This is a genomic window from Hoeflea sp. AS16 (genome assembly GCF_038900095.1).
GTDB lineage: Bacteria > Pseudomonadota > Alphaproteobacteria > Rhizobiales > Rhizobiaceae > Hoeflea.
Map to the genome: position 1 here is coordinate 123164 of NZ_JBBMQQ010000004.1, position 23339 is coordinate 146502.

General features: G+C 62.8%; 22 protein-coding genes. 8 read left to right on the plus strand and 14 right to left on the minus strand.

The features are described 5' to 3' along the window. Window positions 1–6: 6 nt before the first annotated feature. Genes cysN through WNY80_RS11975 form a run of 3 tightly spaced genes read right to left on the minus strand, consistent with a single transcriptional unit; the run spans window position 7 to window position 3241 of the window. On the minus strand, window positions 7–1494 hold the full coding sequence (gene cysN / locus WNY80_RS11965) for a sulfate adenylyltransferase subunit CysN (RefSeq protein ID WP_342887612.1): 1488 nt from the start codon (window positions 1492–1494) through the stop codon (window positions 7–9). Then, the gene (cysD, locus tag WNY80_RS11970; protein WP_342887613.1) at window positions 1494–2426 is read right to left on the minus strand and encodes a sulfate adenylyltransferase subunit CysD; all 933 of its coding nucleotides are present in this window, start codon (window positions 2424–2426) and stop codon (window positions 1494–1496) included. The genes cysN and cysD overlap by 1 nt, the downstream gene beginning before the upstream one ends. Before the next feature lie 14 nt (window positions 2427–2440). Further along, window positions 2441–3241 carry a phosphoadenylyl-sulfate reductase gene (locus tag WNY80_RS11975; RefSeq protein WP_342887614.1) on the minus strand — a complete coding sequence of 267 codons (801 nt, stop codon included), beginning with the start codon at window positions 3239–3241 and terminating at the stop codon, window positions 2441–2443. A 224-nt stretch (window positions 3242–3465) separates the two neighbouring features. Between WNY80_RS11975 and cysQ the strand changes: the two genes are divergently transcribed. After that, the gene (cysQ, locus tag WNY80_RS11980; protein WP_342887615.1) at window positions 3466–4299 is read left to right on the plus strand and encodes a 3'(2'),5'-bisphosphate nucleotidase CysQ; all 834 of its coding nucleotides are present in this window, start codon (window positions 3466–3468) and stop codon (window positions 4297–4299) included. Between the two features lie 285 nt (window positions 4300–4584). Here cysQ and WNY80_RS11985 read toward each other — a convergent pair whose 3' ends face one another. The 7 genes from WNY80_RS11985 to WNY80_RS12015 all read right to left on the minus strand — a co-directional run bounded on the left by WNY80_RS11985 (window position 4585) and on the right by WNY80_RS12015 (window position 13059). Continuing rightward, a complete protein-coding gene (locus WNY80_RS11985) occupies window positions 4585–5949 on the minus strand; it encodes a hypothetical protein (RefSeq protein ID WP_342887616.1) in 1365 nt (454 codons plus the stop codon). Window positions 5950–6381: 432 nt separating this feature from the next. Then, window positions 6382–8052 carry a choline dehydrogenase gene (betA, locus tag WNY80_RS11990; protein ID WP_342887988.1) on the minus strand — a complete coding sequence of 557 codons (1671 nt, stop codon included), beginning with the start codon at window positions 8050–8052 and terminating at the stop codon, window positions 6382–6384. 21 nt (window positions 8053–8073) lie between these two features. Beyond that, on the minus strand, window positions 8074–9540 hold the full coding sequence (betB, locus tag WNY80_RS11995) for a betaine-aldehyde dehydrogenase (RefSeq protein ID WP_342887617.1): 1467 nt from the start codon (window positions 9538–9540) through the stop codon (window positions 8074–8076). A gap of 30 nt (window positions 9541–9570) precedes the next feature. Further along, complete coding sequence (betC, locus tag WNY80_RS12000; RefSeq protein WP_342887618.1) at window positions 9571–11115, minus strand: choline-sulfatase; 1545 nt, start codon at window positions 11113–11115, stop codon at window positions 9571–9573. Continuing rightward, on the minus strand, window positions 11112–11705 hold the full coding sequence (betI, locus tag WNY80_RS12005; protein ID WP_342887619.1) for a transcriptional regulator BetI: 594 nt from the start codon (window positions 11703–11705) through the stop codon (window positions 11112–11114). Before betI ends, betC begins: the two co-directional genes overlap by 4 nt. 266 nt (window positions 11706–11971) lie before the next feature. Next, window positions 11972–12661 carry a L,D-transpeptidase gene (locus WNY80_RS12010; protein WP_342887620.1) on the minus strand — a complete coding sequence of 230 codons (690 nt, stop codon included), beginning with the start codon at window positions 12659–12661 and terminating at the stop codon, window positions 11972–11974. Window positions 12662–12723: 62 nt separating this feature from the next. After that, window positions 12724–13059 carry a hypothetical protein gene (locus WNY80_RS12015; RefSeq protein WP_342887621.1) on the minus strand — a complete coding sequence of 112 codons (336 nt, stop codon included), beginning with the start codon at window positions 13057–13059 and terminating at the stop codon, window positions 12724–12726. 159 nt (window positions 13060–13218) lie between these two features. Here WNY80_RS12015 and WNY80_RS12020 point away from each other — a divergent pair, with 159 nt between their 5' ends. The 3 genes from WNY80_RS12020 to WNY80_RS12030 all read left to right on the plus strand — a co-directional run bounded on the left by WNY80_RS12020 (window position 13219) and on the right by WNY80_RS12030 (window position 15888). Then, on the plus strand, window positions 13219–13827 hold the full coding sequence (locus WNY80_RS12020) for a glutathione S-transferase family protein (protein ID WP_342887622.1): 609 nt from the start codon (window positions 13219–13221) through the stop codon (window positions 13825–13827). Window positions 13828–13969: 142 nt separating this feature from the next. Then, window positions 13970–15136, plus strand: a complete 1167-nt coding sequence (locus WNY80_RS12025; RefSeq protein ID WP_342887623.1) for an acetyl-CoA acetyltransferase — start codon at window positions 13970–13972, stop codon at window positions 15134–15136. Beyond that, window positions 15133–15888: an SDR family NAD(P)-dependent oxidoreductase gene (locus WNY80_RS12030; protein ID WP_342887624.1), complete on the plus strand. Its 756-nt coding sequence runs from the start codon at window positions 15133–15135 to the stop codon at window positions 15886–15888. The genes WNY80_RS12025 and WNY80_RS12030 overlap by 4 nt, the downstream gene beginning before the upstream one ends. A 10-nt stretch (window positions 15889–15898) precedes the next feature. Here WNY80_RS12030 and WNY80_RS12035 read toward each other — a convergent pair whose 3' ends face one another. The 3 genes from WNY80_RS12035 to WNY80_RS12045 all read right to left on the minus strand — a co-directional run bounded on the left by WNY80_RS12035 (window position 15899) and on the right by WNY80_RS12045 (window position 18936). After that, window positions 15899–16741 (minus strand): EamA family transporter, encoded by an 843-nt coding sequence (locus tag WNY80_RS12035; protein WP_342887625.1) that lies wholly within the window; start codon window positions 16739–16741, stop codon window positions 15899–15901. Window positions 16742–16921: 180 nt separating this feature from the next. Continuing rightward, a complete protein-coding gene (locus tag WNY80_RS12040; protein WP_342887626.1) occupies window positions 16922–17995 on the minus strand; it encodes an extracellular solute-binding protein in 1074 nt (357 codons plus the stop codon). A gap of 299 nt (window positions 17996–18294) precedes the next feature. Continuing rightward, on the minus strand, window positions 18295–18936 hold the full coding sequence (locus WNY80_RS12045) for a transglycosylase SLT domain-containing protein (protein WP_342887627.1): 642 nt from the start codon (window positions 18934–18936) through the stop codon (window positions 18295–18297). A 368-nt stretch (window positions 18937–19304) separates the two neighbouring features. Between WNY80_RS12045 and WNY80_RS12050 the strand changes: the two genes are divergently transcribed. Continuing rightward, entirely contained in the window at window positions 19305–20309 is a 1005-nt protein-coding gene (locus WNY80_RS12050) for an asparaginase (protein WP_342887628.1), read from the plus strand. Between the two features lie 7 nt (window positions 20310–20316). On the opposite strand, the gene WNY80_RS12055 is transcribed toward WNY80_RS12050, so the two are convergent. Beyond that, on the minus strand, window positions 20317–21321 hold the full coding sequence (locus WNY80_RS12055; RefSeq protein ID WP_342887629.1) for an AraC family transcriptional regulator: 1005 nt from the start codon (window positions 21319–21321) through the stop codon (window positions 20317–20319). A gap of 139 nt (window positions 21322–21460) precedes the next feature. Here WNY80_RS12055 and WNY80_RS12060 point away from each other — a divergent pair, with 139 nt between their 5' ends. The 3 genes from WNY80_RS12060 to WNY80_RS12070 all read left to right on the plus strand — a co-directional run bounded on the left by WNY80_RS12060 (window position 21461) and on the right by WNY80_RS12070 (window position 23303). Further along, window positions 21461–22288 carry an NmrA family NAD(P)-binding protein gene (locus WNY80_RS12060; protein ID WP_342887630.1) on the plus strand — a complete coding sequence of 276 codons (828 nt, stop codon included), beginning with the start codon at window positions 21461–21463 and terminating at the stop codon, window positions 22286–22288. A gap of 46 nt (window positions 22289–22334) precedes the next feature. After that, the gene (locus WNY80_RS12065; protein ID WP_342887631.1) at window positions 22335–22730 is read left to right on the plus strand and encodes a DUF4345 domain-containing protein; all 396 of its coding nucleotides are present in this window, start codon (window positions 22335–22337) and stop codon (window positions 22728–22730) included. Between the two features lie 87 nt (window positions 22731–22817). Then, window positions 22818–23303 carry an anthrone oxygenase family protein gene (locus tag WNY80_RS12070; protein ID WP_342887632.1) on the plus strand — a complete coding sequence of 162 codons (486 nt, stop codon included), beginning with the start codon at window positions 22818–22820 and terminating at the stop codon, window positions 23301–23303. The last annotated feature ends 36 nt before the right edge of the window (window positions 23304–23339 follow it).

Genomic DNA, 23339 nt, shown 5'->3' on the forward strand with positions numbered 1-23339 from the left:
CACACTCTACTCTCCATCAACTTCCTCGGGTCCGGAAACCCTGATTTCGCCGGCATGCGCCCGGGCGAAATCGGTTTTCAGGAAGGTTTCCAGCAGCCGGGCGGGCAGGGTGATGGAAGCGCGGTCGGCATCCGGCAACGCATCGAAGCGGCCGGATTTGGAGCGCTTGCCGTCGATCATGCCGCCGGCCACGGTGTTGAGCGTGTCGGGATCGATCAGGATGAAGGCGCCGGTTTCGCGGTTGGTCTCGTAGGCATCGAAGATCGCGGTGTCTTCGAAATCAAGCTCCACCACGCCGATGCCGTTGACCGGCAGGAAGGTGGCGTCGTCCCAGTTGCCGGTGGAAAGATCGAGCGCCGACGTCGGGCGCACCATCACACGCTGGCGCCGCGCTCCGGCTTTCAGCCAGTAGCGTTTGCCCGGCACGACCCCGTCTTGTGACAGCGCCACCAGCCGGGCGGTGAAGGCCCGTCCTGTCTGCGGCCGCTGGTCGATGGCCGCGATCATGTCGCCGCGCGCGACATCGACCGGGCGGTCGAGCACCAGCGTGATGGCGTCGCCATGCACCGCCGCGTTGCGCACCAGGTCGTAGGTGACGATGGCTTTGACATTGGCCTCGACACCCGACGGCAGCACCACGACGCTGTCGCCAGGCTTGATCGACCCGCCGGCAACCGTACCCTGATAGCCGCGGAACCCCTCGCCGGGACGCGAGACCCGCTGCACCGGCAGCCGGAATCCGGTGGTCTGGCCGGTGCGCTGGGTGGCTTTCTCCAGCACTTCCACCAGCGTCGGGCCGGTGTACCACGGCATGAACTCGTCACCGCGCAGCACGATGTTTTCGCCTTTCAGCGCCGACACCGGAATGGCGGTCACCTGGCGCACGCCGAGCGACAGCGCGATTTCCTTGAAGTCGCGGGAAATGGCCCGGAACCCGGCCTCGTCATAATGCGCGAGATCGATCTTGTTGACCGCCAGCACGAACTGCCGGATGCCCATTAGCGCCGCGATAGTGGCATGCCGCCGGGTCTGCTCGAGAATGCCCGCGCGGGCATCGACCAGCAGCACCGCCAGATCGGCGGTCGAGGCGCCGGTCGCCATGTTGCGGGTGTACTGCACGTGGCCCGGCGTGTCGGCGACGATGAACGAGCGCCGGTCGGTGGCGAAATAGCGGTAGGCGACATCGATGGTGATGCCCTGTTCGCGCTCGGCCTGGAGCCCGTCGAGCAGCAGCGCGAAATCGGGCAGGCCGAGCTCGTTCTGCTTGCCGGTGGAATCGCGCCTGAGCGTTGCCGCCTGGTCTTCCTTGACCGCCTTGGTATCCCACAGCAGCCGGCCGATCAGTGTCGACTTGCCGTCGTCCACCGAGCCGCAGGTAATGAACCTCAGCGGCCGCGCCTGGCGCGCGGCCTTGTCGGTTTGGGGCAGGGCATCGGTGGCGTCGTCACTGGAATCAACAGATTCAGTGATGTGCGAAAGTGTTTGAGTACTCATCAGAAATAGCCTTCGCGTTTTTTCTTTTCCATCGAGCCGGACTGGTCGCGGTCAATCGCACGGCCCTGCCGTTCGGAGACGGTTGCGATCTCGAGCTCGGTGATGACTTCGTCCAGCGTCGTCGCTTCCGAGCGCACCGCACCAGTCAGCGGGAAGCAGCCGAGCGTTCGGAACCGCACCATCTCCTCGCGCACCTGTTCGTCGGGCAGCAGTTCGAGCCGCTTGTCTTCGGCCAGGATCAGCATGCCGTCGCGCTCGACGACCTTGCGGCGCTCGGCGAAATAGAGCGGCACCAGCTCGATCTGTTCGGCCTGGATGTAGCGCCAGATGTCGACCTCGGTCCAGTTCGACAGCGGAAAGGCGCGCACGCTTTCGCCGGGATGGATCATGCCGTTGTAGATCGACCAGAGTTCGGGCCGCTGGTTGCGCGGGTCCCAGGCATGGTCGGGTGTGCGGAACGAGTAGATCCGCTCCTTGGCGCGGGAGGCTTCCTCGTCGCGCCGCGCGCCGCCAAAGGCTGCGTCGTAACGGCCCATGTCGAGCGCCTGCTTAAGCGCCTGTGTTTTCATGATGTCGGTGTAGCGCGCCGAACCGTGGCTGAACGGGCTGACCTCATCGCGCAGTCCGTCCGGATTGGTATGGGCGATCAGGTCGAGACCATGTCTGGCGACCACCTTGTCCCGGAAGGCGATCATTTCCGGAAACTTCCAGCCGGTGTCGATGTGCACCAGTGGAAACGGCAGCGTGCCCGGGTGAAACGCCTTCAGCGCCAGGTGCAAAAGCACCGAGGAATCCTTGCCGATCGAATAGAGCATCACTGGGCGCTCGAATTCCGCAGCCACCTCGCGGAAGATGTGGAGCGCCTCGTTTTCCAGCGCCTTGAGATGCGGATCGAGCGGCGGCTTGCCGCGTCCGTGTTCAATCACGTTCATGGGGTGTCCTTTGACTAAACTTGCGAGGCCGTGGCCTTGGGTTGGCCCTTGGCGCGCGAACCCGACACCGAGGCCGAGAGATGCAGGCCGCATTCGCGCCGTTCGTCCTGTTCCCACCACCAGCGCCCGGCACGCTCGGGCTCGCCCGGCTTGATGGCGCGGGTGCACGGCTCGCAGCCGATAGAGGGGAAGCCCCTGGCATGCAGCGGGTTGATTGGCACATCATCTGCCAGTGCTCGTGCCTTGAGCGCTTCCAGCGACTGGTCCGCCAGCGGATTGACCTTGAGCAGACCGCGGTCTGCGTCCCATTCGGCCAGCGGAGCATTGGCGCGGTTGCCCGACTGGCCGCGGCGCAGGCCGGTGACCCAGATGTCGGCGTCCGCCAGCGCCCGGCCCAGCGGCTGCAGCTTGCGGGCGTGGCAGCAGGCGTGCCGCGCCTCGACGCTGTCGTAAAACCCGTTCATGCCATACAGCGCGACGAAGCCATCGACCTCTTCTTTCCAGGGTTTGAACACCTCGATGGACAGGCCGTACTGCGTTTCGGTTTCGCCGATCAGCGTCTCGGTCTCCGCAAACAGCCGTCCGGTATCGAGCGTGACGATGCGCAAGTTCGCGCGGGTTGCGGCGATGACCGAGGTCAGCACCTGGTCCTCAAGCCCCAGCGAGGTTGTAAACACCGCCCGGCCCAGTGATGCGACACGCAGGATCCGGCCCGGCAGCGGCATCGAGGCAAGTTCCGCATTGAGCTGTGCGGCGAGGCGAGGGCCGAACTCCGGGCGTGAGGCGCGAGCTTTGGAAGAGTGAGGCTTGGACATGGAAACAGCTCCGGTTGAAGTCTCAATTTTCAACTCTTGTGTCCGCGAAAACGAGGTATCACAGTCTTTTTGCCCGGGCCGAAAGGGTCAGTTGTTCTGCCAAGGCGGGGTGCAACGGAAAAACCTGTCCAAATACCGCCATTGTTGCATTGCACTTAACATTGACCGGGCGCTGCAATCATGCGACGCCAGAAGACAACAGTAACGATCCTGGACCATTGCAGATGGGCGCCCCAGATTTAGCCGATCCCGATCATCAGCCGTTGCCGGACCTGATCGATACCTTTGAGAGAGCGGCCATCGAGGCCGGCAGGGAAATCCTCGCCGCCCGCGCTGCCGGCGCCAAGGTTTTCATCAAGTCGGATTCGACCCCGGTGACCCAGGCCGACCGCGCTGCCGAAGCCATCATTCTTGCCAGGCTGACAGAACAGTTTCCGGACGTCCCTGTGGTCGCCGAGGAAATGGCCGAGGACGGCAAATGCCCAAGCTGCACCCAGGCGTCCTATTTCCTCGTGGACGCGCTCGACGGCACGGGCGATTTCATCGCCGGCCGCAATGAATTCACCGTCAACGTGGCGCTTATCCGTGATCTCAAGCCTGTGGCGGGTGTGGTCTATGCGCCGGCGCTGGGGCGCATATGGAGCGGTTCGGGCAGCAAGGCCTGTGTGGGGGAAGTGACGGCGGATGGTGAAGTTCACGACCGCAGGGAAATCCGCACCCGTGCGCTTCCCAAGACACCGGTCGCGCTTGTCAGCCTCAGCCATCGCGAGCCGGAGACGCAAGCCTGGCTCGACAAGCTGCCGGCGCACGAGACCACCCATATCGGCTCTTCGCTGAAATTCTGCCTCGTGGCGGAGGGCAAGGCCGATGTCTATCCCCGGCTTGTCTGTCTTCATCAATGGGACATCGCTGCCGGTGACGCCGTACTTCGCGCCGCGGGCGGCATTACACTCGGTCTCGACGGCAAGCCGCTCGAATACGGTGTCGACAATTCGGATTTCGATTGCGGCCGTTTCGTCTGCTGGGGGCAGGACCCCACCGGCAGGGCTAACGGCTGACCGCTTTGCATGAGTGCTCCTTAACCGACGAGCGCCGGATCTCATCGGCGGGTCCGTAAGGGCTTCATCTTGTCGTCTGCATGTGTGGAAAGGGCCCGCGGGGGGAGGCAGGGCGATGCCCGAACCCGGCGCCAGACCAGCTGCAGCCGGCCTGGCATTTTTCATGAAACTGGTGACGGCATGCAGCCCGGGCAAGCCGGGAAGCCGGGGGCGGGCGGGGGCCGAGGACGGCGTTGCTTCCTCGGCTTGTCCCGGACCACATGCCGTGCAGGCAGTCCGGGAGGACTACTGCGGATTGATCAGGTTGATACTGGTCCCCATGATCAAAGCGGTTTCAGCGGTCGATTCGCCGGTGAACGTCTTGGTCGCGGAATCCGCTTTCCAGCCCGAAGACGAACTGCCGCCGCCGCCGCCGAAGCTGAACGGTCCTATGCGCAAGCCTGCCGAGACCTCCCATTTCTCGGAGAACGACTTGAACGTCGAATCGCTGACGGTGATGCTGAAGGAAGGCTTGTAGCAAACCAGCATGCCGACCTTCTGCACGGACATGATGCCATCCGGCCCCCAGACCGCTTTCGATCCGCTGTCGCCATAGGGCGTGTAGCCGCGAATGAAAGGCCCGTTCTGGATCCCGGTCACGAACGCGCCGTTGTACCAGCGGGACGCCGTGATCGAAATCTGGTCCCACGCCTTGAAGTTGATATCGACCTTCAGCGATGAATCGGATGCGAACTCGTCGACCCGCTCCCAGGAGCCACCGACATTGACGCTCCAGAAGAACTTGTCGATCGATGCGCTGCCGCCGGCCCAGGTCTTCTTGTAGTCATACTCGGACTGCGAGTTGGAAAACCCGATAGACCCGGAGCTGCCACCGGTGCCTGCCTTGACCTTGTTGAGCCAGGTCGTTGCATCCATGGAAATGGAATAGCCGGGCACCGCGGAAAAGCTCGACAGACCGGGATCCTGCATCTTGGTATAATAGTCCTTGTTGCCGTTCCGGTCCTGGGCGTCTTTCAGGCCCGGTGTCGTGGTTTCCGAAAGCAGCTGGTTGTAGACGTTCTGCTGGGCCTGGACGTTCTTCCATGCCGATTCCAGCTGTGCCTGCCAGGAGCGGCCGCCCATTGTTCCCAGCCATTCGGTGAAGGCCGGAGTGTTGGTGCCGCCGGTTTCGGTCTGGTAGGCATCGCTCGCTTGCTTGTAGATCGTGTCGTAGTTGTTGGCAGCAAGCTGCTGCATGTTGCGCGCCTGTTCTATCTCGGCTTTCAGCTTCGGGTCGCTCGTCGCTGCGCTCACCACGTTGAGCATATGGCCATAGGTGTCATTGAAGGCCGAACCCGACGAGGTGTACTGGCCCGTGGCGCTGAATTGCGGCACCGACGAGCAGAAGTCCCACTGTGCGGCGCTGGTGTAACCGGTCGGAACGATCGGCCAGTCCCAGGTGGTGAATGGGTAGATCAACTGAAAATTGTTGGGCGATACGTTCAACCCGTCGATCATGGCCCCATACAGATGGTTCCAGGACTTGTCGTTGACAGCGGCGAGCGCCGATGTCGTCAAGGGGTGTTCACTCGACAGGGCAAGCGGATGGTGGGCTTCATAGCTTTTCATTGCCGCGTTGGATGCCGGGTCACTGATCAAGATTTTGCGCATGACTGTTCCTCACCTGTTGAAGTTGAACCTCCGTGTCAGAACAAGGAGGTGCGTTTACTGAGAGGTACACATGTGATCGGTGCAGAATTGATTCAGCAAAATGACGCTACTGGTGCGCAAGTTCGCAGATACAGACCGATATGATTGCGTGCATCACAGGTTGTATATTTACATTTGACAACCTATTATTGTAATACATCTGAAATTAGTCAATTAAAATATATTAAAGTTCGAAACATATGTCGTTTCTACATTGATGCGCAGGTTCACATTTTTGCACGAGTGAATTGATTGTATTGATGAAATCAATCATTGGTAGCATTAGAAAATATCGCACACCTTATGGGTGCGATACAAGGCATCCGTCTGCCGTATACCCCCCACAAGTCCGGGAAAAGCAGAGGCCGGTGGCCGGCCTCTGCCCGGGGTGGTTCAGGCCAGCCTGTCGGTCTCGCGCCAGTCCGGGTTCATCCAGGGTTCCAGATTGCTCGGCGCCAGCGGCGTGCGGCCGAGAATGTGATCGGCGGCTTTCTCGCCGGTCATGATCGACGGGCCGTTGAGATTGCCGTTGGTCACCCGCGGGAAGATCGAGGAATCCGCGACACGCAGCCCCTCGACGCCGATCACCCTTGTTTCCGGATCGACCACCGCGTTCGGATCGTCCGCGCGTCCCATCCGGCAGGTGCCGCACGGATGATAGGCGCTCTCCGCATGCTCGCGGATGAAGCCGTCGATCTCGTCATCGCTCTGGACATGTGCGCCCGGCTGGATCTCCATGCCGCGATAGGGATCGAACGCGGACTGGGAGAACACCTCGCGGGTGATCCGCACGGCGCGGCGGAAATCGCGCCAGTCTTCCTCGTGGCTCATGTAGTTGAAGCGGATCACCGGCGCGTCTTTTACCTCGCCCGAGCGCAGCGTCACCGCACCGCGCGAAGGTGACCGCATCGGCCCGACATGGGCCTGGAAACCATGCATGGGTGCAGCCGCCTTGCCGTCGTAACGGATCGCGCCGGGGAGGAAATGGAACTGGATATCGGGGTAGGGCACGCCTGCCGCAGAGCGCACGAAGGCGGCCGCCTCGAACTGGTTGGAGGTGCCAAGCCCGCGCCTGAGGAACAGCCATTGCGCCCCGATCAGCGCTTTCGAGAACAGGTTGAGTTTCGAATAAAGCGTGATCGGCTGGATGCATTCCTGCTGGATGTAGACCTCGAGATGGTCCTGCAGGTTGGCGCCGACACCGGGCCGGTCGGCGACCACGTCAATGCCGTGCTCGGCCAGGTGTGCCGCCGGGCCGATGCCCGACAGCATCAACAGCTTGGGTGAGTTGAACGCCGATGCGGCGATGATGACTTCACGTCGCGCTTTAACAACCTGAATCGCCCCGCGAACCTCGATTTCGACGCCGGTCGCGCGTTGATTCTCTATGACAACCCGTTGTGCCAGCCCTCTGACGAGACTCACGTTTTTGCGCTTCAGCGCCGGCTTCAGATAGGCCTCGGCGGTCGACCAGCGCTGCCCCTTGTGGATGGTCTGCTCCATCAGGCCGAAGCCTTCCTGGCGCGATCCATTGTAGTCCTGCGTCACCCCGTAACCGGCCTGGCGCCCAGCCTCGATGAAGGCATCGAACAATGGATTGACCGCCGGTCCGCGCTGTACATGCAACGGTCCATCCGTGCCGCGCCAGCCCTCTTCGCCGCCGATGCCGCCATTCTGGTGCGAGGTTTCCATGCGCTTGAAATAGGGCAGAACATCCGCGAACGACCAGCCGGAGGCACCTTGTTCGGCCCAGTGGTTGAAGTCCTCCGCATGGCCGCGCACGAACACCATGCCGTTGATCGAGGACGACCCGCCGATGACTTTGCCGCGTGGCGCGGCCAGCCGCCGGTTGCCCAGATTGGGTTCCGGTTCCGTGGTGTAGCCCCAGTCATAGATCCCCATGTTCATGGGGTAGGACAGGGCGGCGGGCATCTGGATGAACGGGCCGAAATCCGATCCGCCATGCTCGATGACGATCACCGAATGCTTGCCGTCCTCGCTCAGCCGCGCGGCCATTGCTGAGCCGGCCGAACCGGCGCCGACGATGACGAAATCTGCTTGCATGTCACTCATGTTGATCCGTCCTCAGTAAGGGCTGTCGACAGGCCCGGTGGCCACGTAGACACTCTTGAGCTGGGTGTAATGCTCGATGGCCGCGCGCGAGTTCTCGCGCCCGATGCCCGATTGCTTGACGCCGCCGAACGGCATCTCGACCGGGGTGAGGTTGTAGGTGTTGATCCAGGTCGTGCCGGCTTCCAGGTTTGCAACAACCCGGTGCCCGCGTGTCAGGTCGGCGGTGAACACACCGGCTGCGAGACCAAACTGGGTATCATTGGCACGGGCGACCGCTTCGTCCTCGTCGTCGAACGGCAGCACGCTCATCACCGGTCCGAAGATTTCCTCGCGCGCGATGGTCATGTCGTCGGTGACATCGGCGAAGACGGTGGGCTGGATCCATGCGCCGTTGTCAAACCCCTGAAGCACCGGAACGCCGCCGCCGGTGACAAGCCGCGCGCCTTCCTTCTTGCCGGTCTCGATGTAGCCCAGGACCTTGTCGCGCTGTGCAACGGTGACCATCGGTCCCAGGTGGGTGTCGGGATCAAGCGGATCGCCGAGCCGGATCGCTTCGGTGCGGGCCTTGAGCCGGTCGAGGAAACGGTCATAGACCCCGCGCTGCACGAACACCCGGGTGCCGTTCGAGCAGATCTGACCGGTGGAGTAGAAATTGCCCAGCATCGCGCCGCCGATGGCGCTTTCCAGATCTGCATCGTCGAACACCAGGATCGGCGATTTGCCGCCAAGCTCCATGGTCACGGACTTGATGGTCTGGGCCGCCGTGGCCAGCACCTTGGCGCCGGTCGGCACCGAGCCGGTGAGCGAGACCTTGGCAACATCGGCATGGCTGGCCAGTGCCGCGCCGACATCGCCATAGCCCTGCACCACGTTGAAGATACCCTCGGGCAGACCCGCATCCTTGAAGGCTTCGGCCAGCAGCAGCGCTGTCAGCGGCGTCTGTTCCGATGGCTTGAAGATGAAGGCGTTGCCGCAGGCGAGCGCGGGGGCCGCTTTCCAGGCCGCGATCTGGATCGGGTAGTTCCACGCGCCGATACCGGCGCAGACGCCAAGCGCCTCGCGGCGAGTATAGGCGAAATCGCCGCCGCCGAGATCGATGTGCTCGCCGGTGATTGCGCCGGCCAGCCCGCCGAAATACTCAAGCGCGTCAGCCGCCGAAGCCGCGTCCGCCACGAGCGTTTCCTGGATCGCCTTGCCGGTGTCGAGCGTTTCGATGCGCGAGAGTTCCTCGTTGCGCTCGCGCAGCAACTGCGCCGTGCGCAGCAGGATCCGCCCGCGTTCGACGCCCTTGAGCGCAGCCCAGGCCGGCTGTGCGGCCTTTGCCGCGGCGACTGCCTTCTCGACAATGGCCGGTGTGGCTGAGTGCAGCTTGGCGTTCAGCTCGCCGGTGGCCGGATAGATGCTTTCGATCACCGCACCGGCGGTGTCTTCAACATAGGCGCCGCCGATATGGTGGGAGGCTTTGGGTTGCACGGTCATGTCATGTCTCCTTGGTGGCCGGATCCGGGCTCATTCGCCGCGCGGAAACCGCTGTGAATCTTCGAGGATGTTGAGGTCCATGTGGTTGCGCATGTAGCGCTCGGAGGCCTTTTGCAAAGGCTGGAAATCCCACGGGTAGTAGTTGCCGTTCCTGAGCGCCCCGTAGACGACCCAGCGCCGCGCCTGGCTCTCGCGGACCTCGTTGTCGTAACGCGTCATGTCCCATTTGGCGCGAACCTTGATCATGTAGGTCGTCACCAGCTCCGCATACGCGGGATCGGCTGCGAGGTTAGTCAGCTCATCCGGATCGGCGTCGAGATCGAACAGTTGCGGCGGGTCGAGTTCGCAATGGACGAACTTGTACTTGCCGTCACGGATCGCCACCAGCGGCGCTTCCGAGCCTTCGGCCGCGTATTCCATCAGCACCGGTGCGGTGCGCTTTTCTCCGTCCATGAGATGCGTCAGGCTTTCGCCATCGGTCCACGGCGCGACTTCGTCGAGCGACACGCCGGCAAGCTCGGCTAGCGTCGGGGTGATGTCGAGGTTGGAGGTTGGCTCATCCACCAGGCGGCCTTCCGTACCCGGCGCGGCAACCATCAGCGGCACCCGCGCCGACCCCTCGAAGAAGCTCATCTTGAACCACATGCCGCGTTCGCCCAGCATGTCACCATGGTCGGAGCAGAACACCACGATGGTGTTGTCCTCCATGCGGGTGGCCTTGAGCGTTGCCAGAATGTCGCCGATCTTGTCGTCGAGATAGGAGATGTTGGCGAAATAGGCCTGCCGCGACCGCCGGACATTGTCTTCGGTAATGTCGAACCGCTCGGAATCATTGGCGTTGTAAAGCCGCTGAGAATGCTGATCCATTTGCGCATAGGGGATCGGTGCGATCCGTGGTGTCAGTTCGGCGCAGTTCTTGTACAGGTCCCAGTACTTCTTGCGGGCTACATAGGGATCGTGCGGATGGGTGAAGGAAACCGTCAGCGCCCAGGGCCGGGCTGATGCATCGTCGCTGCTGCGTGACAACTGGTGCAGTTTCTGGGTGGCGAAGAACGCCACCTCGTCGTCATATTCCATCTGGTTGGAGGTTTCCGCCACGCCCGCGCCGGTGACTGAACCGAGATTGTGATACCACCAGTCGATCCGCTCGCCGGGCTTGCGGTAGTCCGGTGTCCAGCCGAAATCGGCGGGGTAGATGTCGGTGGTCAGCCGCTCCTCGAAGCCGTGCATCTGGTCAGGTCCGACAAAATGCATCTTGCCCGACAGGCAGGTGTAGTAGCCCGCCCGTCTGAGGTGGTGCGCATAGGTCGGAATGTCGGACGCAAATTCGGCCGCATTGTCATAGACCCGCGTCCGCCGCGGCAGCTGACCGGACATGAAGGACGCCCGACCCGGCGCGCACAGCGGCGAGGCGGTGTAGTTCTTCGAAAACCGCACCGAGCGCTCGGCCAGTTTCTTCAGGTTCGGCGCATGCAGGAAATCCGCCGGGCCATCGGGAAACAGCGTGCCGTTGAGCTGGTCGACCATCAGGATGAGAATGTTGGGCCTTTTGGCCCTGGCGTGACCGTCCGTCATACTGTCCTCCCGCGAATTTCCAGCAATTGCGTTTCGATGTGATCCTCGACCAGCGCCACCGCGTCATGCCGTGCCGGGCCGGTGCCCAGAGCCTTGCGGATGTAAAGCCCGTCGATCATCGCCGCCGCGCCTTCGGCGATGCGTTCCGCCTCATGGGCACCTGCGAGCGGAGTCAGTCCGCTCATCAGGTTGGAATGCAGCCGCCGCGCATAGACCGACAGCAATCGCCGGATTTCGGTGGCCCGCTGGGCGTCGACATAAAATGCCAGCCAGGCGGCAACCACGTCCTCGGAGAATTGCTTGTCGGAAAAACTGACTGCGATGATGGCCGAAACCCGCCCGCGGTTGCTGCGGGCAGCCTTCAGGGCTTGGACGGTATCGCCGCGCAGGTCGCTCAGCAGCGCCCGGACAGAGGCCGCGATCAGCTGGTCCTTGGAGCCGAAATAATGATGCGCCAGCGCCGGCGACACTCCGGCCCGCCCGGCAATATCGGACATCGTCACGTCAATTGAACCGCGCGCGCCGATGGCTTCGATTGCAGCATCGGTCAGGGCTTTCCTGCGGATGGGTTCCATGCCGATCTTGGGCATCAAGTGTCTCCCTGGAGCCTTTTCGGGGGTACGTTTTTCAGGCTGCGAGGTCGCAGTCTAGTTTTGATTGACTGATCAATCAATGAAAAACAGCCAGGAAATGTCCGGGGGAGTCGGTCTGTGAACTGGATTGTGAGGCAAAGTGGCGGGTTGGTTTGGCCGTTGAAGGCACACGTTTTCGCCAAGGTGCGCGGCGGTCGCCGGGTGCTGCTCGGCGATGAGCCGCAGCGGACCGCCCCGGGCAGGCGGTCCGATCCGAAGCCGCATCAGGCCATGGAGGCAGGCATGCCTGCTTGCTTGACCACCACCTTGGCGCCGTTCCTGACCCGGTCGTAAAGGTCGATGATGTCATGATTGAGCAGCCGGATACAGCCGGAGGAAACGGCCTTGCCGATCGAGTTCGCTTCCGGGTTGCCGTGGATCCGGTAGAGCGTGTCCTGGCCGTTCTGGAACAGGTAGAGCGCGCGCGCGCCCAGCGGGTTGAGCGGTCCGGGGTCCATTCCGCCATTGGCCACGGAGTAGGGCGCCAGTGACGGGTTGCGCGCCACCATGTCGTCGGGCGCTTTCCAGCGGGGCCATTTGCGCTTGTACTGGACCACGGCGTTGCCGGACCAGGAAAATCCCTGGCGGCCGACGCCGATGCCGTAGCGCATGGCAGTGCCACCCTCTTCAACCAGGTGCAGGTAGAAAGTGCCCGGATCGACGATCAGCGTGCCCGGCGCCTCGTTGGGGAAAGGGTTGGGCACGCGCTGGCGCCAGAAACGCTTGGGCACCACGCCGCGCGGCACCGCTTCGATCGGGTAGGGTTCGTCGGTGATCGGGCCATAGGCGGCGGGCATGGTTTGCAGGCGTGGCTTGACCGGTTCTGTTCTGGGAGTCTCGCGGCTGGAAAGACTGGTGCAGCCCGAGAGCGCAGCCAGCGAGGCTGCGCCGAGGAAAAGGCGTCGGGTAATCATGGTTTTCTGTCCTTGATGCTGAAGCAAACTTGGGCCGTCTGTGCACAGGCCCGGGTTTAGGTTCAGCCCAGACGCGGAGGCCTGAAGATCCGGCTCGATTTCAGCTCGCGCCGGATTCCGTCGGACGCGAGCTCAAATGGCTGGCCGGACACGCCCGGCGCCGGGAGGCCGGTCGGTGCCGGCGGCACCGCGTTATGCCAGCAACCGAACCAGGCGATGGCGCCGCGCAGGCAGCGGTTGGACGACCCGGTTTTCAGCTCGGAAACGCCTGCTGTCCGCGTGATCTCGATGATCTGCGGTGCTGCCGGTTTCTGCGGCGACAATCCACGCGCCAACGGTCCCGTCAGGCCAAGCGTGACGGCGAGCAGGCACAGGAACATGAGGCGGTAAACGGGCATGCCGGACCTCTTACCGCCAACTGTGACCAAATCCAGACGCTTCGGCCACAATTCCAATCACGTCTTGGTGAAATCTGTCAGTATTCTTGCTGACAGAAACTGACAGCATGGGGCTGCTATGTTGTCTTCAGTCACAACATCCCGACCAGGAAATCTGTCATGCTCACGCTGTATCATTCCCCACGCTCCCGTTCTTCCCGCATTGTTCGTCTGCTCGATGAGCTCGGTGTTCTCGATCAGGTCGATATCCGTATCGTCGGCATCCGGCGCAACGACGGATCCGGCGGCGCGGATCCGGCCAATCCGCATCCCGATGGCAAGGTGCCTCTCCTGGTTCATGACGGCGTGGAGATATGGGAATCAAGCGCCATCGTTCTGTACCTGACCGATCTGTTCCCCGATGCCGGTCTTGGCCGCTCGGTCGGACATCCAGAACGCGGCGCCTATCTGAGTTGGCTCGCGTGGTATTGTGGCGTTGTCGAACCGGTTATCGTCTTCACCGCCGCGGGCCTGTCTCACCCCATTCTCGACGCCACCTTCCGCGGAGTCCCGGAAGTCGCCGCACGGCTTTCCACGCAGCTTAGCAAAACGCCATATCTGCTTGGCGACGCATTCTCTGCGGCCGACCTGCTGCTGGTTTCACCCTATGTCTGGTTCCCTCAATCCGCACCCGACGTGCCGGTGATCAGGGACTGGATCGAGCGCTGTCAGGCGCGGCCCTCCGCTGGCCGGATCGAGGAATTCGATGCGGCCAACGCGCCCGCCTGATTGCTGCTGCCGCTGTCTCCGGCTGTCGAATAAGTGGTGCCGGCGGCATGTCGAGGGTTTATGAATCCGTTCTCCCCCTTTACAAAGCCGCCGGCGCGCTCAAAATGCGCCAACCCTATTCGGCATTCTGGAGACGCTATTCATGACCGCCTGCATCATCGGCTGGGCCCACACGCCCTTTGGCAAACACACCGACGAGACCGTCGAAAGCCTGGTCACGAAAGTGGCGCGCGAGGCGATCGAACATGCCGGGCTTGAAGCTTCCGACATCGACGAGATCTATCTCGGTCACTTCAACGCCGGTTTTTCCGCCCAGGATTTTACCGCCAGCCTGGTGCTGCAGGCCGATGACGCCTTCCGCTTCAAGCCGACAACCCGTGTCGAAAACGCCTGCGCCACCGGCTCGGCCGCCGTGCATCAGGGCATCAAGGCGATCCGCGCCGGTGCCGCAAAGCGGGTACTGGTGGTCGGCGTCGAGCAGATGACGACAACACCTGGCCCGCAGATCGGCGCCAACCTGCTCAAGGCCTCCTATCTGCCCGAGGATGGCGATACGCCCGCAGGCTTCGCTGGTGTCTTCGGCAAGATCGCCGATGGTTATTTCCAGAAATATGGCGACCAGTCCGACGGCCTAGCCGCCATTGCCGCCAAGAACCACAAGAACGGCGTCGATAACCCCTGGGCGCAGATGCGCAAGGATCTGGGCTATGATTTCTGCCGCACCGAAAGCGACAAGAACCCTTACGTCGCAGGCCCGCTCAAGCGCACCGATTGTTCGCTGGTTTCCGATGGCGCAGCCGCCATCGTGCTTTCCGATGTGACCACCGCCATGCAGGCGCCGCGCGCCGTTCTGTTCCGTGCCGCCGAACACGTGCAGGATTTCCTGCCCATGTCCAAGCGTGACATCCTCGCCTTCGAAGGCTGCGCACTCGGCTGGAAGCAGGCTTTTGCCAACTCGAAAACATCGCTCGATGATCTCTCCTTCGTCGAAACCCATGACTGCTTCACCATCGCCGAACTGATCGAATATGAAGCCATGGGGCTGGCCAAGCCGGGGCAGGGCGGCGATTTCGCCATGAGCGGCGAAACCCAGAAGGACGGCCGCCTGCCGGTCAACCCATCGGGCGGGCTGAAGGCCAAGGGCCACCCGATCGGCGCCACCGGCGTCTCCATGCACGTGCTTTCGGCCATGCAGCTGACCGGCGAGGCCGGCGGCATCCAGGTCAAGGATGCGCAGCTTGGAGGCATCTTCAACATGGGCGGCGCCGCGGTGGCAAACTACGTCTCCATCCTCGAGCGCATCCGGTGACTGCCAGCGCCGCCGGTCACGTTGTCGTCACCGGCGGCGCGTCCGGCATCGGCGAGGTGACCGCGCAGGCGCTGATCGACCAAGGCACTGCCGTCACCATTCTTGATGCCAGCGCCGAAGCGGTCGCCCGCGTTGAGGACCTCCTGTCGGGTGAGGACATGCAGGCGCTGGTCTGCGATGTCACCGACGAGGAGGAGGTGGCCGATTGCCTGGCGCAGGCCGTCGAGACTTTCGGGCCGGTCACCGGCCTAGTCAATTGCGCAGGCATTGCCCGAGACGTCCCGGCCGAGAAAACCAGTGCCGAACTGTTCCGCCAGATCCTCGACGTCAATCTGACCGGAAGCTTCATTCTCTGCCGTGCGGCGCTCGACCAGATGGGCGACACGCTCTCTATCGTCAATCTGTCCTCAGCTTCGGGCATCCGCGCCAATGCCGGCAGGGTGGCCTACGGCGCATCCAAGGCCGGCGTCATCCTGATGAGCCAGGTGCTGGCCAACGAATGGGGCGCATCCGGCGTTCGCGTCAATGTCGTCGCCCCCGGGCCGGTCGACACGCCGCTGATCTCGAAACTTCACACCATCGACGACCGCAAGCGCTGGACCGCACAGATCCCGCTCCGCCGTTATGGCCGGCCGGAAGAAATCGCCGACGCCATCCTGTTCCTGCTCTCGCCGCAATCGAGCTACGTCAACGGTCAGGTGTTGACCGTCGATGGCGGGTTTTCCTCTTCGGGAATAATTGCGGGACGCTAGCGGACGAGACTCAGGCCCGCCGCCCGATCGACACGCCAACCGCCGTCGCGCCGATCACCAGCACCATTCCGGCCCATTGCATCGGTGTGAACCACTCGCCGAGCGCGACGGCACCAATCGCGGTTGCCACCACCGGGCTCGCGAGCGCCAGGTAGGCGGCACTGGGCCCGATCCGGCCGATGCCGCGGGTCCAGACGAAATAGGCAAATGCGGTTCCCAGCAGCATCAGCCAGCCGTAGCCGAGCATTTCCGTCATCCCCGGCGCGGGCGGCAAGCCTTCGACAAGCAGCGCCACCGGCAACAGCATCGCGCCACCGAAAATCAGCTGCCAGGTGGTGGTTTCAAGCGGCGTGCCCATCCGCCCCCAGCGGTCGATCAGCACCGTGCCCATCGCCATCGACAGCGCTCCGCCAATTGCCGCGGCCACCCCCAGCAGGTCGGGCCTTGCCTCGGGCGAGAGCACCAGCAGTCCAACCCCGATCACGCCGGCGATACCGGCCAGGATCTGCACCGGGTGAGGAGCGCGGCCGATCAGCCAGCCTGAAATCAGGATCACCACCAGCGGCTGGATCGCACCAAGCGTTGCCGCCAGCCCGCCGGGCATTCTGGCCGCGGCGACAAACAGCAGCGCGAAAAACAGCCCGATATTGGAGACGCCGATCACCGCATGCCGCTTCAGCGCCGCGGCTGGCGGGATCTTCGGATTGAGCGCCAGCAGGATCAGCCCCGCCGGCAGCGCCCGCATGGCGCCGGTGAGCAGCGGATGGCTGACCGGCAGGGTCTCGGTAAACACCGCATAGGTCGTGCCCCATAACATGGGCCCCAGAACGGTAATGAGGATTGTGCGCAGCATGAAGGGTCAAAGGGTTTGGGTGGGCCTGCTGCGAGCTTAGCGATCTGTGGGGCGGGCGCAATTGGGAAATGGAGCGCCCAGCACTAGGTGGGTGCCATACCCTGGCAATGCGCAGGAGACTGCGTGCCGCAGTCGTTGCGCCGGGAGATATGGCTCTCCCGGCGCAGGTCGAAACATCGGTTAGTTGGCAGCCTTGATGCGTTCGAGCACTTTGCCCTCGAGATCTTCGACACCTGGCAGAATCCGGGCGGCGAACTTGATGTTGGCAAGGTCGGCCTCGGTGAAGGCGCCTGCAACGGTCGTTTTCATGTCGCCGGGCAGCAGGTCGATCCCGTTGGTAGTGGCGACGATCGAGCCGGTGCTGGCCGAAATCAGCGGAATGATGTCCGGGCGCAGCACGAAGTTGATCCATTTGTAGGCCGCGTCATCGGCCTCGCCCTTTCTCGGCAGGGTGAATGTGTCGATCCAGCCCAGCGTGCCGGACTTGGGCGGCAGATACACCAGGTCCGGATTCTGCTGGTTGAGTTTGAAGGCAGTCGAGTCCCAGGTGTCGGATGCCACGACTTCGCCCGACGTCATCAGGTTCGCCAGATCGTCTCCGCCGGTCCAGTAGGTTTTGATGACGCTCTTGCAGGCAATGAGCTTTTCGGCAACTTCATCAAGGATCTTGCCGTACTCGTCGAGATCGGCGTAAGCCTCGTAGGGGTTGTAACCGAGCGCAAAGGCGGAACCGACGAGGATGGAGCGCTTCAGGCGCATGGAGGTTCTGCCCTCATATTGCGGGTCGCAGATATCCAGCCAATCCTTGATCTCGGGTGCCTTTGTCTTGTCGACCACGAGGCCCGAGGTGCCCCACATATGAGGCACGGAGTAGACAACGCCATCGACGGCGGCAACCTGCTTGACCTGTTCAAGGAAATCCGGGCGCAGGGCGTCTGTATTGATCCTGGAGAGGTCGATCGGCTTGTAGATGTTGTATTCCTGCTGAGCCGCAGCAACGCGGTTGAAGCCCGGTTGTGCAAGGTCGAAACCGGCGCCGCCGGTGGCGCGCAGCTTGGCCACCATCTCCTCATTGTTCGAGAACGTCGCCTCGACGGTGATGTCCGGATATTCAGCTTCGAAAAGCTTGATGACCTCGTCGGGCGCATAACTGCCCCAGGTAAGCAGCCGCAAGGTTTCGGCATTGGCGGCGCCAGCTGACGCGGCGATGATCACCGCCGCTGTCGCCAGAAGTTTGCTTGCCAGTAATTTCATGGTTCAATCCTCTCTTGGTGTCGAATGCCGTTGCGGCTTCCACTCTTGTCTTCATCCTGCTGCCAAACTGCCCGGTCACGATTTCGTCGAGCGTCCGCTGCCGGGGTCCCCGTGAGGCCGCTTTATCAGATGATTGGATTGGCATCATCGAAAGGTCCATTCTCGACTTTTGGGTAGACCAATTTGGAGGCAGGGGGGGAGAGGAGTGCGGGCGGGCAGCTTTGGCCGGGGCAGCCGGGCAAGAGAGCCACGGACAAAATGTCCGGAGGCGTTGCCGCTGAATGCAGCCGGAGCGTGCTTCAGCCGACCGATCCAGCGCGCAGGCCCTCGATCAGCAGGGCATCAACCTTCGCCGCAGCTTCTGCCTTGGTCACCAGTCCGTTTTCGTTGGCATCGAGCCCCCGGTTGAGCTTGTAGGCTTTCGACCCCTTTCGGAACAGAACGTAGCCGGGGTCCTTGTCGACAGCGCGGGGATAGAGCACCGCCATGTAGGCGCTTGGAAGATCTCTCATCCGGCCTGCAAAAGGGGTGAGATATGCCTCGACGTAATCGAGTTGCTCGACAGCGCTCATCCGGGCCAGCAGTGCGGTGCTGGTTCCCAGTCCCTTGGCGGTCGCGGGCATGAACTGGATCAGCCCCGTGGCGCCGGACCCGGCCCGGTTGGTCTCTGCCGGATCGAAACTGCGGCCGGTTTCGAACGCGATGATTGCCATCAGATGGCTCGGGTCCATTTCAAGTCTGCGGGCGATCGCGATCACCTTGTCCCGGAAAGCGGCCGATACATGCGCACCCCAGGCGATTTTCTCAGGCTGCCCGGTCATCTCGGGCGGTTGCGCAACCGGTTGGGATTGTCGCTCAGTGCCGGGGGAGGGCGGTTTGCCCGGAATCAGCCGTGCCGTGAGCCAGGCAACCAGGGTGTTGAGGAATGGGATCCGGGGCATGATGCCTCCCGTTTGCAGGTTCGAGGGAACAATGCAGGCAAGTCTAGGTGCGCATTTTCGGGTGTGGATGAATTGGCAGTGGCGTTGTCTCCGCTTCGCCAAGCCGCAAGGCTCGAACGCGTGGATCGGCCCGGCGCTGCGGGTTCCTGAAAAACGCAGCCGGCTCAAACCTTTGCCAGGGCGAGTGCAGCGGACTGGCAGCGTTGACCGGCGGCCCGGATTCTCCTCCGGGCAGGCACCGATTGCTGAAGAGGGCTGTGCTTTTGTCCCCGGCCTCTTGCCCGAAGCAGCTGCTTCTGCGATCACTCGGAGACCTGACCGGCCAGCGCTACCGGTCGCCCGTTGACACCCACCGCAGGAAATCAACCATGCAGAACCCCGTCCTTGTTGAAGTCACCCGTGGCCAGATGGTTGAAAGCCGGCATCGCGGCATGGCGGTGGTGGTCGATGGCGACGGTTCGGTGGTGATGAGCCTTGGCGACGTCGACACCCCGGTGTTCCCGCGCTCGGCAGTCAAGTCGATGCAGGCGCTGCCGCTGGTCGAGACCGGCGCTGCCGACCGCTACGAATTTGGCAACAAGGAGCTGGCGCTTGCCTGTTCCTCCCATTCCGGCGAGCCCGGACACATGCAGCTGGCCGGCGAAATTGTCGCCCGCGCCGGTTTGAGCGAAGCGGATTTCGAGTGCGGCTGCCATTGGAGTTCCGAGCAGAAGGTGCTGATCGCCCAGGCCCGCGCCGGCGACAAGCCCAACCAGCTCGGCAACAATTGCTCGGGCAAGCATGCGGGCTTTCTCTGCCTGGCCTGCCATGCCGGCGTCGATCATCACGGCTATGTCGGCTACGACCATTTCGTCCAGTCCTCCGTGCGCGACGTCATGTCCGATCTCACCGGCACGGCCCTGGGTCATGACAATTGCGGCACCGACGGCTGTTCGATCCCCACCTACGCCGCACCGCTGAAAAGCATAGCCCACGGCTTTGCCCGCATGGCCTCCGGCACCGGCCTCGGCCCTGAACGCGCCAGGGCGGCACAGCGGCTGATGTCGGCCTGCATGGCCGAGCCGTGGCATGTCGCGGGCACCGGCAGGGCCTGCACCGTACTGATGCAGATCGCCCCCGGCCGGATCTTCGCCAAGACCGGTGCCGAAGGCGTCTTCTGTGCAACCATTCCCGAGAAGGGCTACGGCATCGCGCTGAAATGCGAGGACGGGTCCACCCGTGGCGCCGAAGCGATGATCGGCGCGGTGCTGGCCAAGCTGTTCAGCGACGACGAGGAAGTCTCGTCCAGGCTCGGCGACTGGTCGCGCAAGACGCTGAAGAACTGGAACGGCATCGAGGTCGGCAGCATCCGTCCCGCCGGCGGACTTGCCTGAGCAGACCCTAGCTTGCGCTGGCGGCCATCGGCACGGGAAAGGCTGCCCCGGCGCGACCTGGCTCTGCGCGGCGGATGCTGCCGGGCGGCTTGCCGAAGACCCGTTTGAAGGCCCGGCAAAAGGCGGCTTCTGACTGGTATCCGAGGTCGCCCGAAATCGCCGCCAGGGCGTCACCGGTGTCGATCAGCCGGGCGCGGGCCACGCGCATCCGCCATTCGGTGAGGTAGCGCAGCGGCGTCTGTCCCACCAGATTGGCAAAGCGCGCCGCGAAAGCCGAGCGCGACATGCCGACTTCAACAGCCAGCGTATCCACGCTCCAGTCTTCGCCGGGCCGCCGGTGCATCAAGGCCAGGGCCTTGCCGATCTGCGGGTCGCGCAGCGCCGCAAGCCAGCCGGTTTCGGTGGTGGGCGCTGTTTCCAGCCACGAGCGGATCGCCTGGATCACCACCACATCCGAAAGCCGCGTGATCACCGTTTCGCCTCCGGGCTTGAGCGATGCGGCCTCGCTGGCAATGAAGCGCAGCGTGCTCTGCAGCCAGCCGCCGGTCTGGTCATCCCACGCATCGATGTTGATGATCTCCGGCAGCAGCCCGAGCAGATGTTCGGCGGCGACATCGTCAAAGCGGACCACGCCATACATGGTGCGGGTCATCGCGCCGCCGCCACCATGGCGCATGATCTCGTAGCGCTCGGAGACCTTTTCCACCGGCAGGTCGAACAACGGTTCGCCGGTCATCCCCGGCGCACTCGAGATCACGTGCGGCGTGCCGTGCGGGATCAGCGCCAGGCAGCCTTGCGACAGCAGCTGCGGCTCCATTCCCTCAAGTTTCAGCCAGAGCGCACCTGAGGTGGCCACCACGAAGGACATCACACCTTCGAGCTGCGGAATGGCGATGGCCCAAGGCGCGGTCAGCTCGCCGCGGCAATAAAGGGTTCCGGTCAGCCGCAGCATATGCAGCGTTTCTGCTAGCGGATCGGAGGTGACGGGGACGGTCGGATCAGGTTTGGACATGGCACTTGATTAGCGATGATTTTGCGGAATGTCCATCATGTTGGACGATCTGCATATATTCATAGATACAAAATCATTGTTCATCCAGAGATACGGGTCTAGGTCTGGCTCATCGACAATCAAGCCCAAGGAGCTTCTCATGCAACACCAACCCATTCTCGTGATCGGATCAACCGGCAAGACCGGTAGCCGCATCGTCAAGCTGCTGGCCCAAAAGGGCTTTCCCGTGCGTCCCGGATCGCGAAACTCATCCGTGCCATTCGACTGGGATCAACCTGAAACTTGGGCTGCAGCCCTCGCAGGTGTCCGCGCCGCCTATGTTTCCTATTTCCCCGATCTTGCCTTTCCCGGTGCTGCGGAAAAGATCGAGGCCCTGACCCAGGCCGCTGCTGTCGCCGGTGTCCGCAAGCTTGTGCTGCTGTCGGGCAGGGGAGAAGCCCATGCGGTGGCGTGCGAGGAGATCGTGCGCAACTCCGGCCTCGACTTCACGCTTGTCCGCGCCGCCTGGTTTGCCCAGAATTTTTCCGAAGGCTATCTGCAGGCCCCGGTGCTCGACGGCATGGTCGCGCTGCCCGCCGGCGACATCAGGGAGCCGATCGCCGATGTCGACGACATTGCCGAGGTTGCCGTGGCCGCACTTACCGATGACCGGCACAATGGCGAACTTTATGAGATCACCGGCCCACGGCTATTGAGCTTCTCCGAGGCCGCCGCCGAAATCTCCGCCGCTGCCGGTTATCCGGTGTGCTACCAGCCGATCACGCTCGAACAGTTCCACGACGCCATGCTTGGTATCGGCGGTCCGGTGGTGGCCGATGTCTTCACCGAGATCTGCCGCGAAACGCTGGATGGCCACAATGCCTATCTGACCGATGGCGTCCAGCGTGCGCTCGGCCGCGAGCCGCGGGACTTTGTCGAATTCTGCCGCAACGCTGCCGCCAGCGGTGTCTGGAAAAAGGCCGCCTGACCGGTACCCGGTCCGATTGGTCAGTCTCTCAACAAGGAGTAATCCCGTGAAATCTTCAATCTTTCAAAAGGCGGTTCTGCTGATTGCAGGCCTCACCGCAATCTTCATCGGAGGCTCGATCCTGGCGTCGCCCGATACCTTTTATGCAGCTTACGGCATCTCGCTTGCCGGTGATGTCAGCCTGACCAACGAGCTGCGTGCCTCTGGCGGCAGCGTGGTGATGCTGGGCGTTCTCGTTCTGGCGGGACTGGCCTTTACCCGGTTTGCGCTGGCCTCCACATTGCTCGCGGCAGCCATGTTCATGACCTACGGTGCCACTCGTCTGTTGAGCATCGGCCTCGACGGACAACCCGATGCAGGTCTTTCCACCGCCATGATCGCGGAACTGGTGATCGGACTTGCAGGACTGGCGGCGTTGATCGCCGCGCGCAAGACAGCCTGATCATGCACGGGCGGTCGGAGAGGCCGCCCGCCGTTCGATATCCGAAACCTTCAGGGCCCTTGGGCCCGCAACGCGAAAGCCAAACTCATGTCCTTGTGGTTCACGCTGCTCTGCGCAGCATCCGTTCTCGCCTATGCCGCCATCGGCGGCGTGTTTCTGGCGTTCTCCGATTTCATCATGCGTTCGTTCAATCTCGTTACCGGCCCAGGCGGCATCCAGTCCATGCAGGTGCTCAATGTCGAGATCATGCGCTCGGTGTTCATGGTGTTTTTCATCGGTCTGGCAGCTATCTCTCTGCTCATTGCGATCTATGCCGGGATTAGGCTTGAGGGTCTGTCCGCGCGCTTGCTGATGCTCGCCGGCGCAATCTATCTCGTCGGCGTGTTCGGTGTGACTGCGGCTGGCAATGTGCCGCTCAACAACCAGCTTGCTGCGATGGATCCTTCCGCAGCGCAGACGCTTGCATTCTGGAAGGAGACTTACATGACGCGGTGGGTGAACCTGAACAGCCTGAGAACGCTGGCAAGCTTTCTGGCGTCTGGACTGACCCTCACGGCGCTGGTTGTCCGGTAAAGAAAACGGCATCTGGCGGTTTTCCCGTTGCCTTGC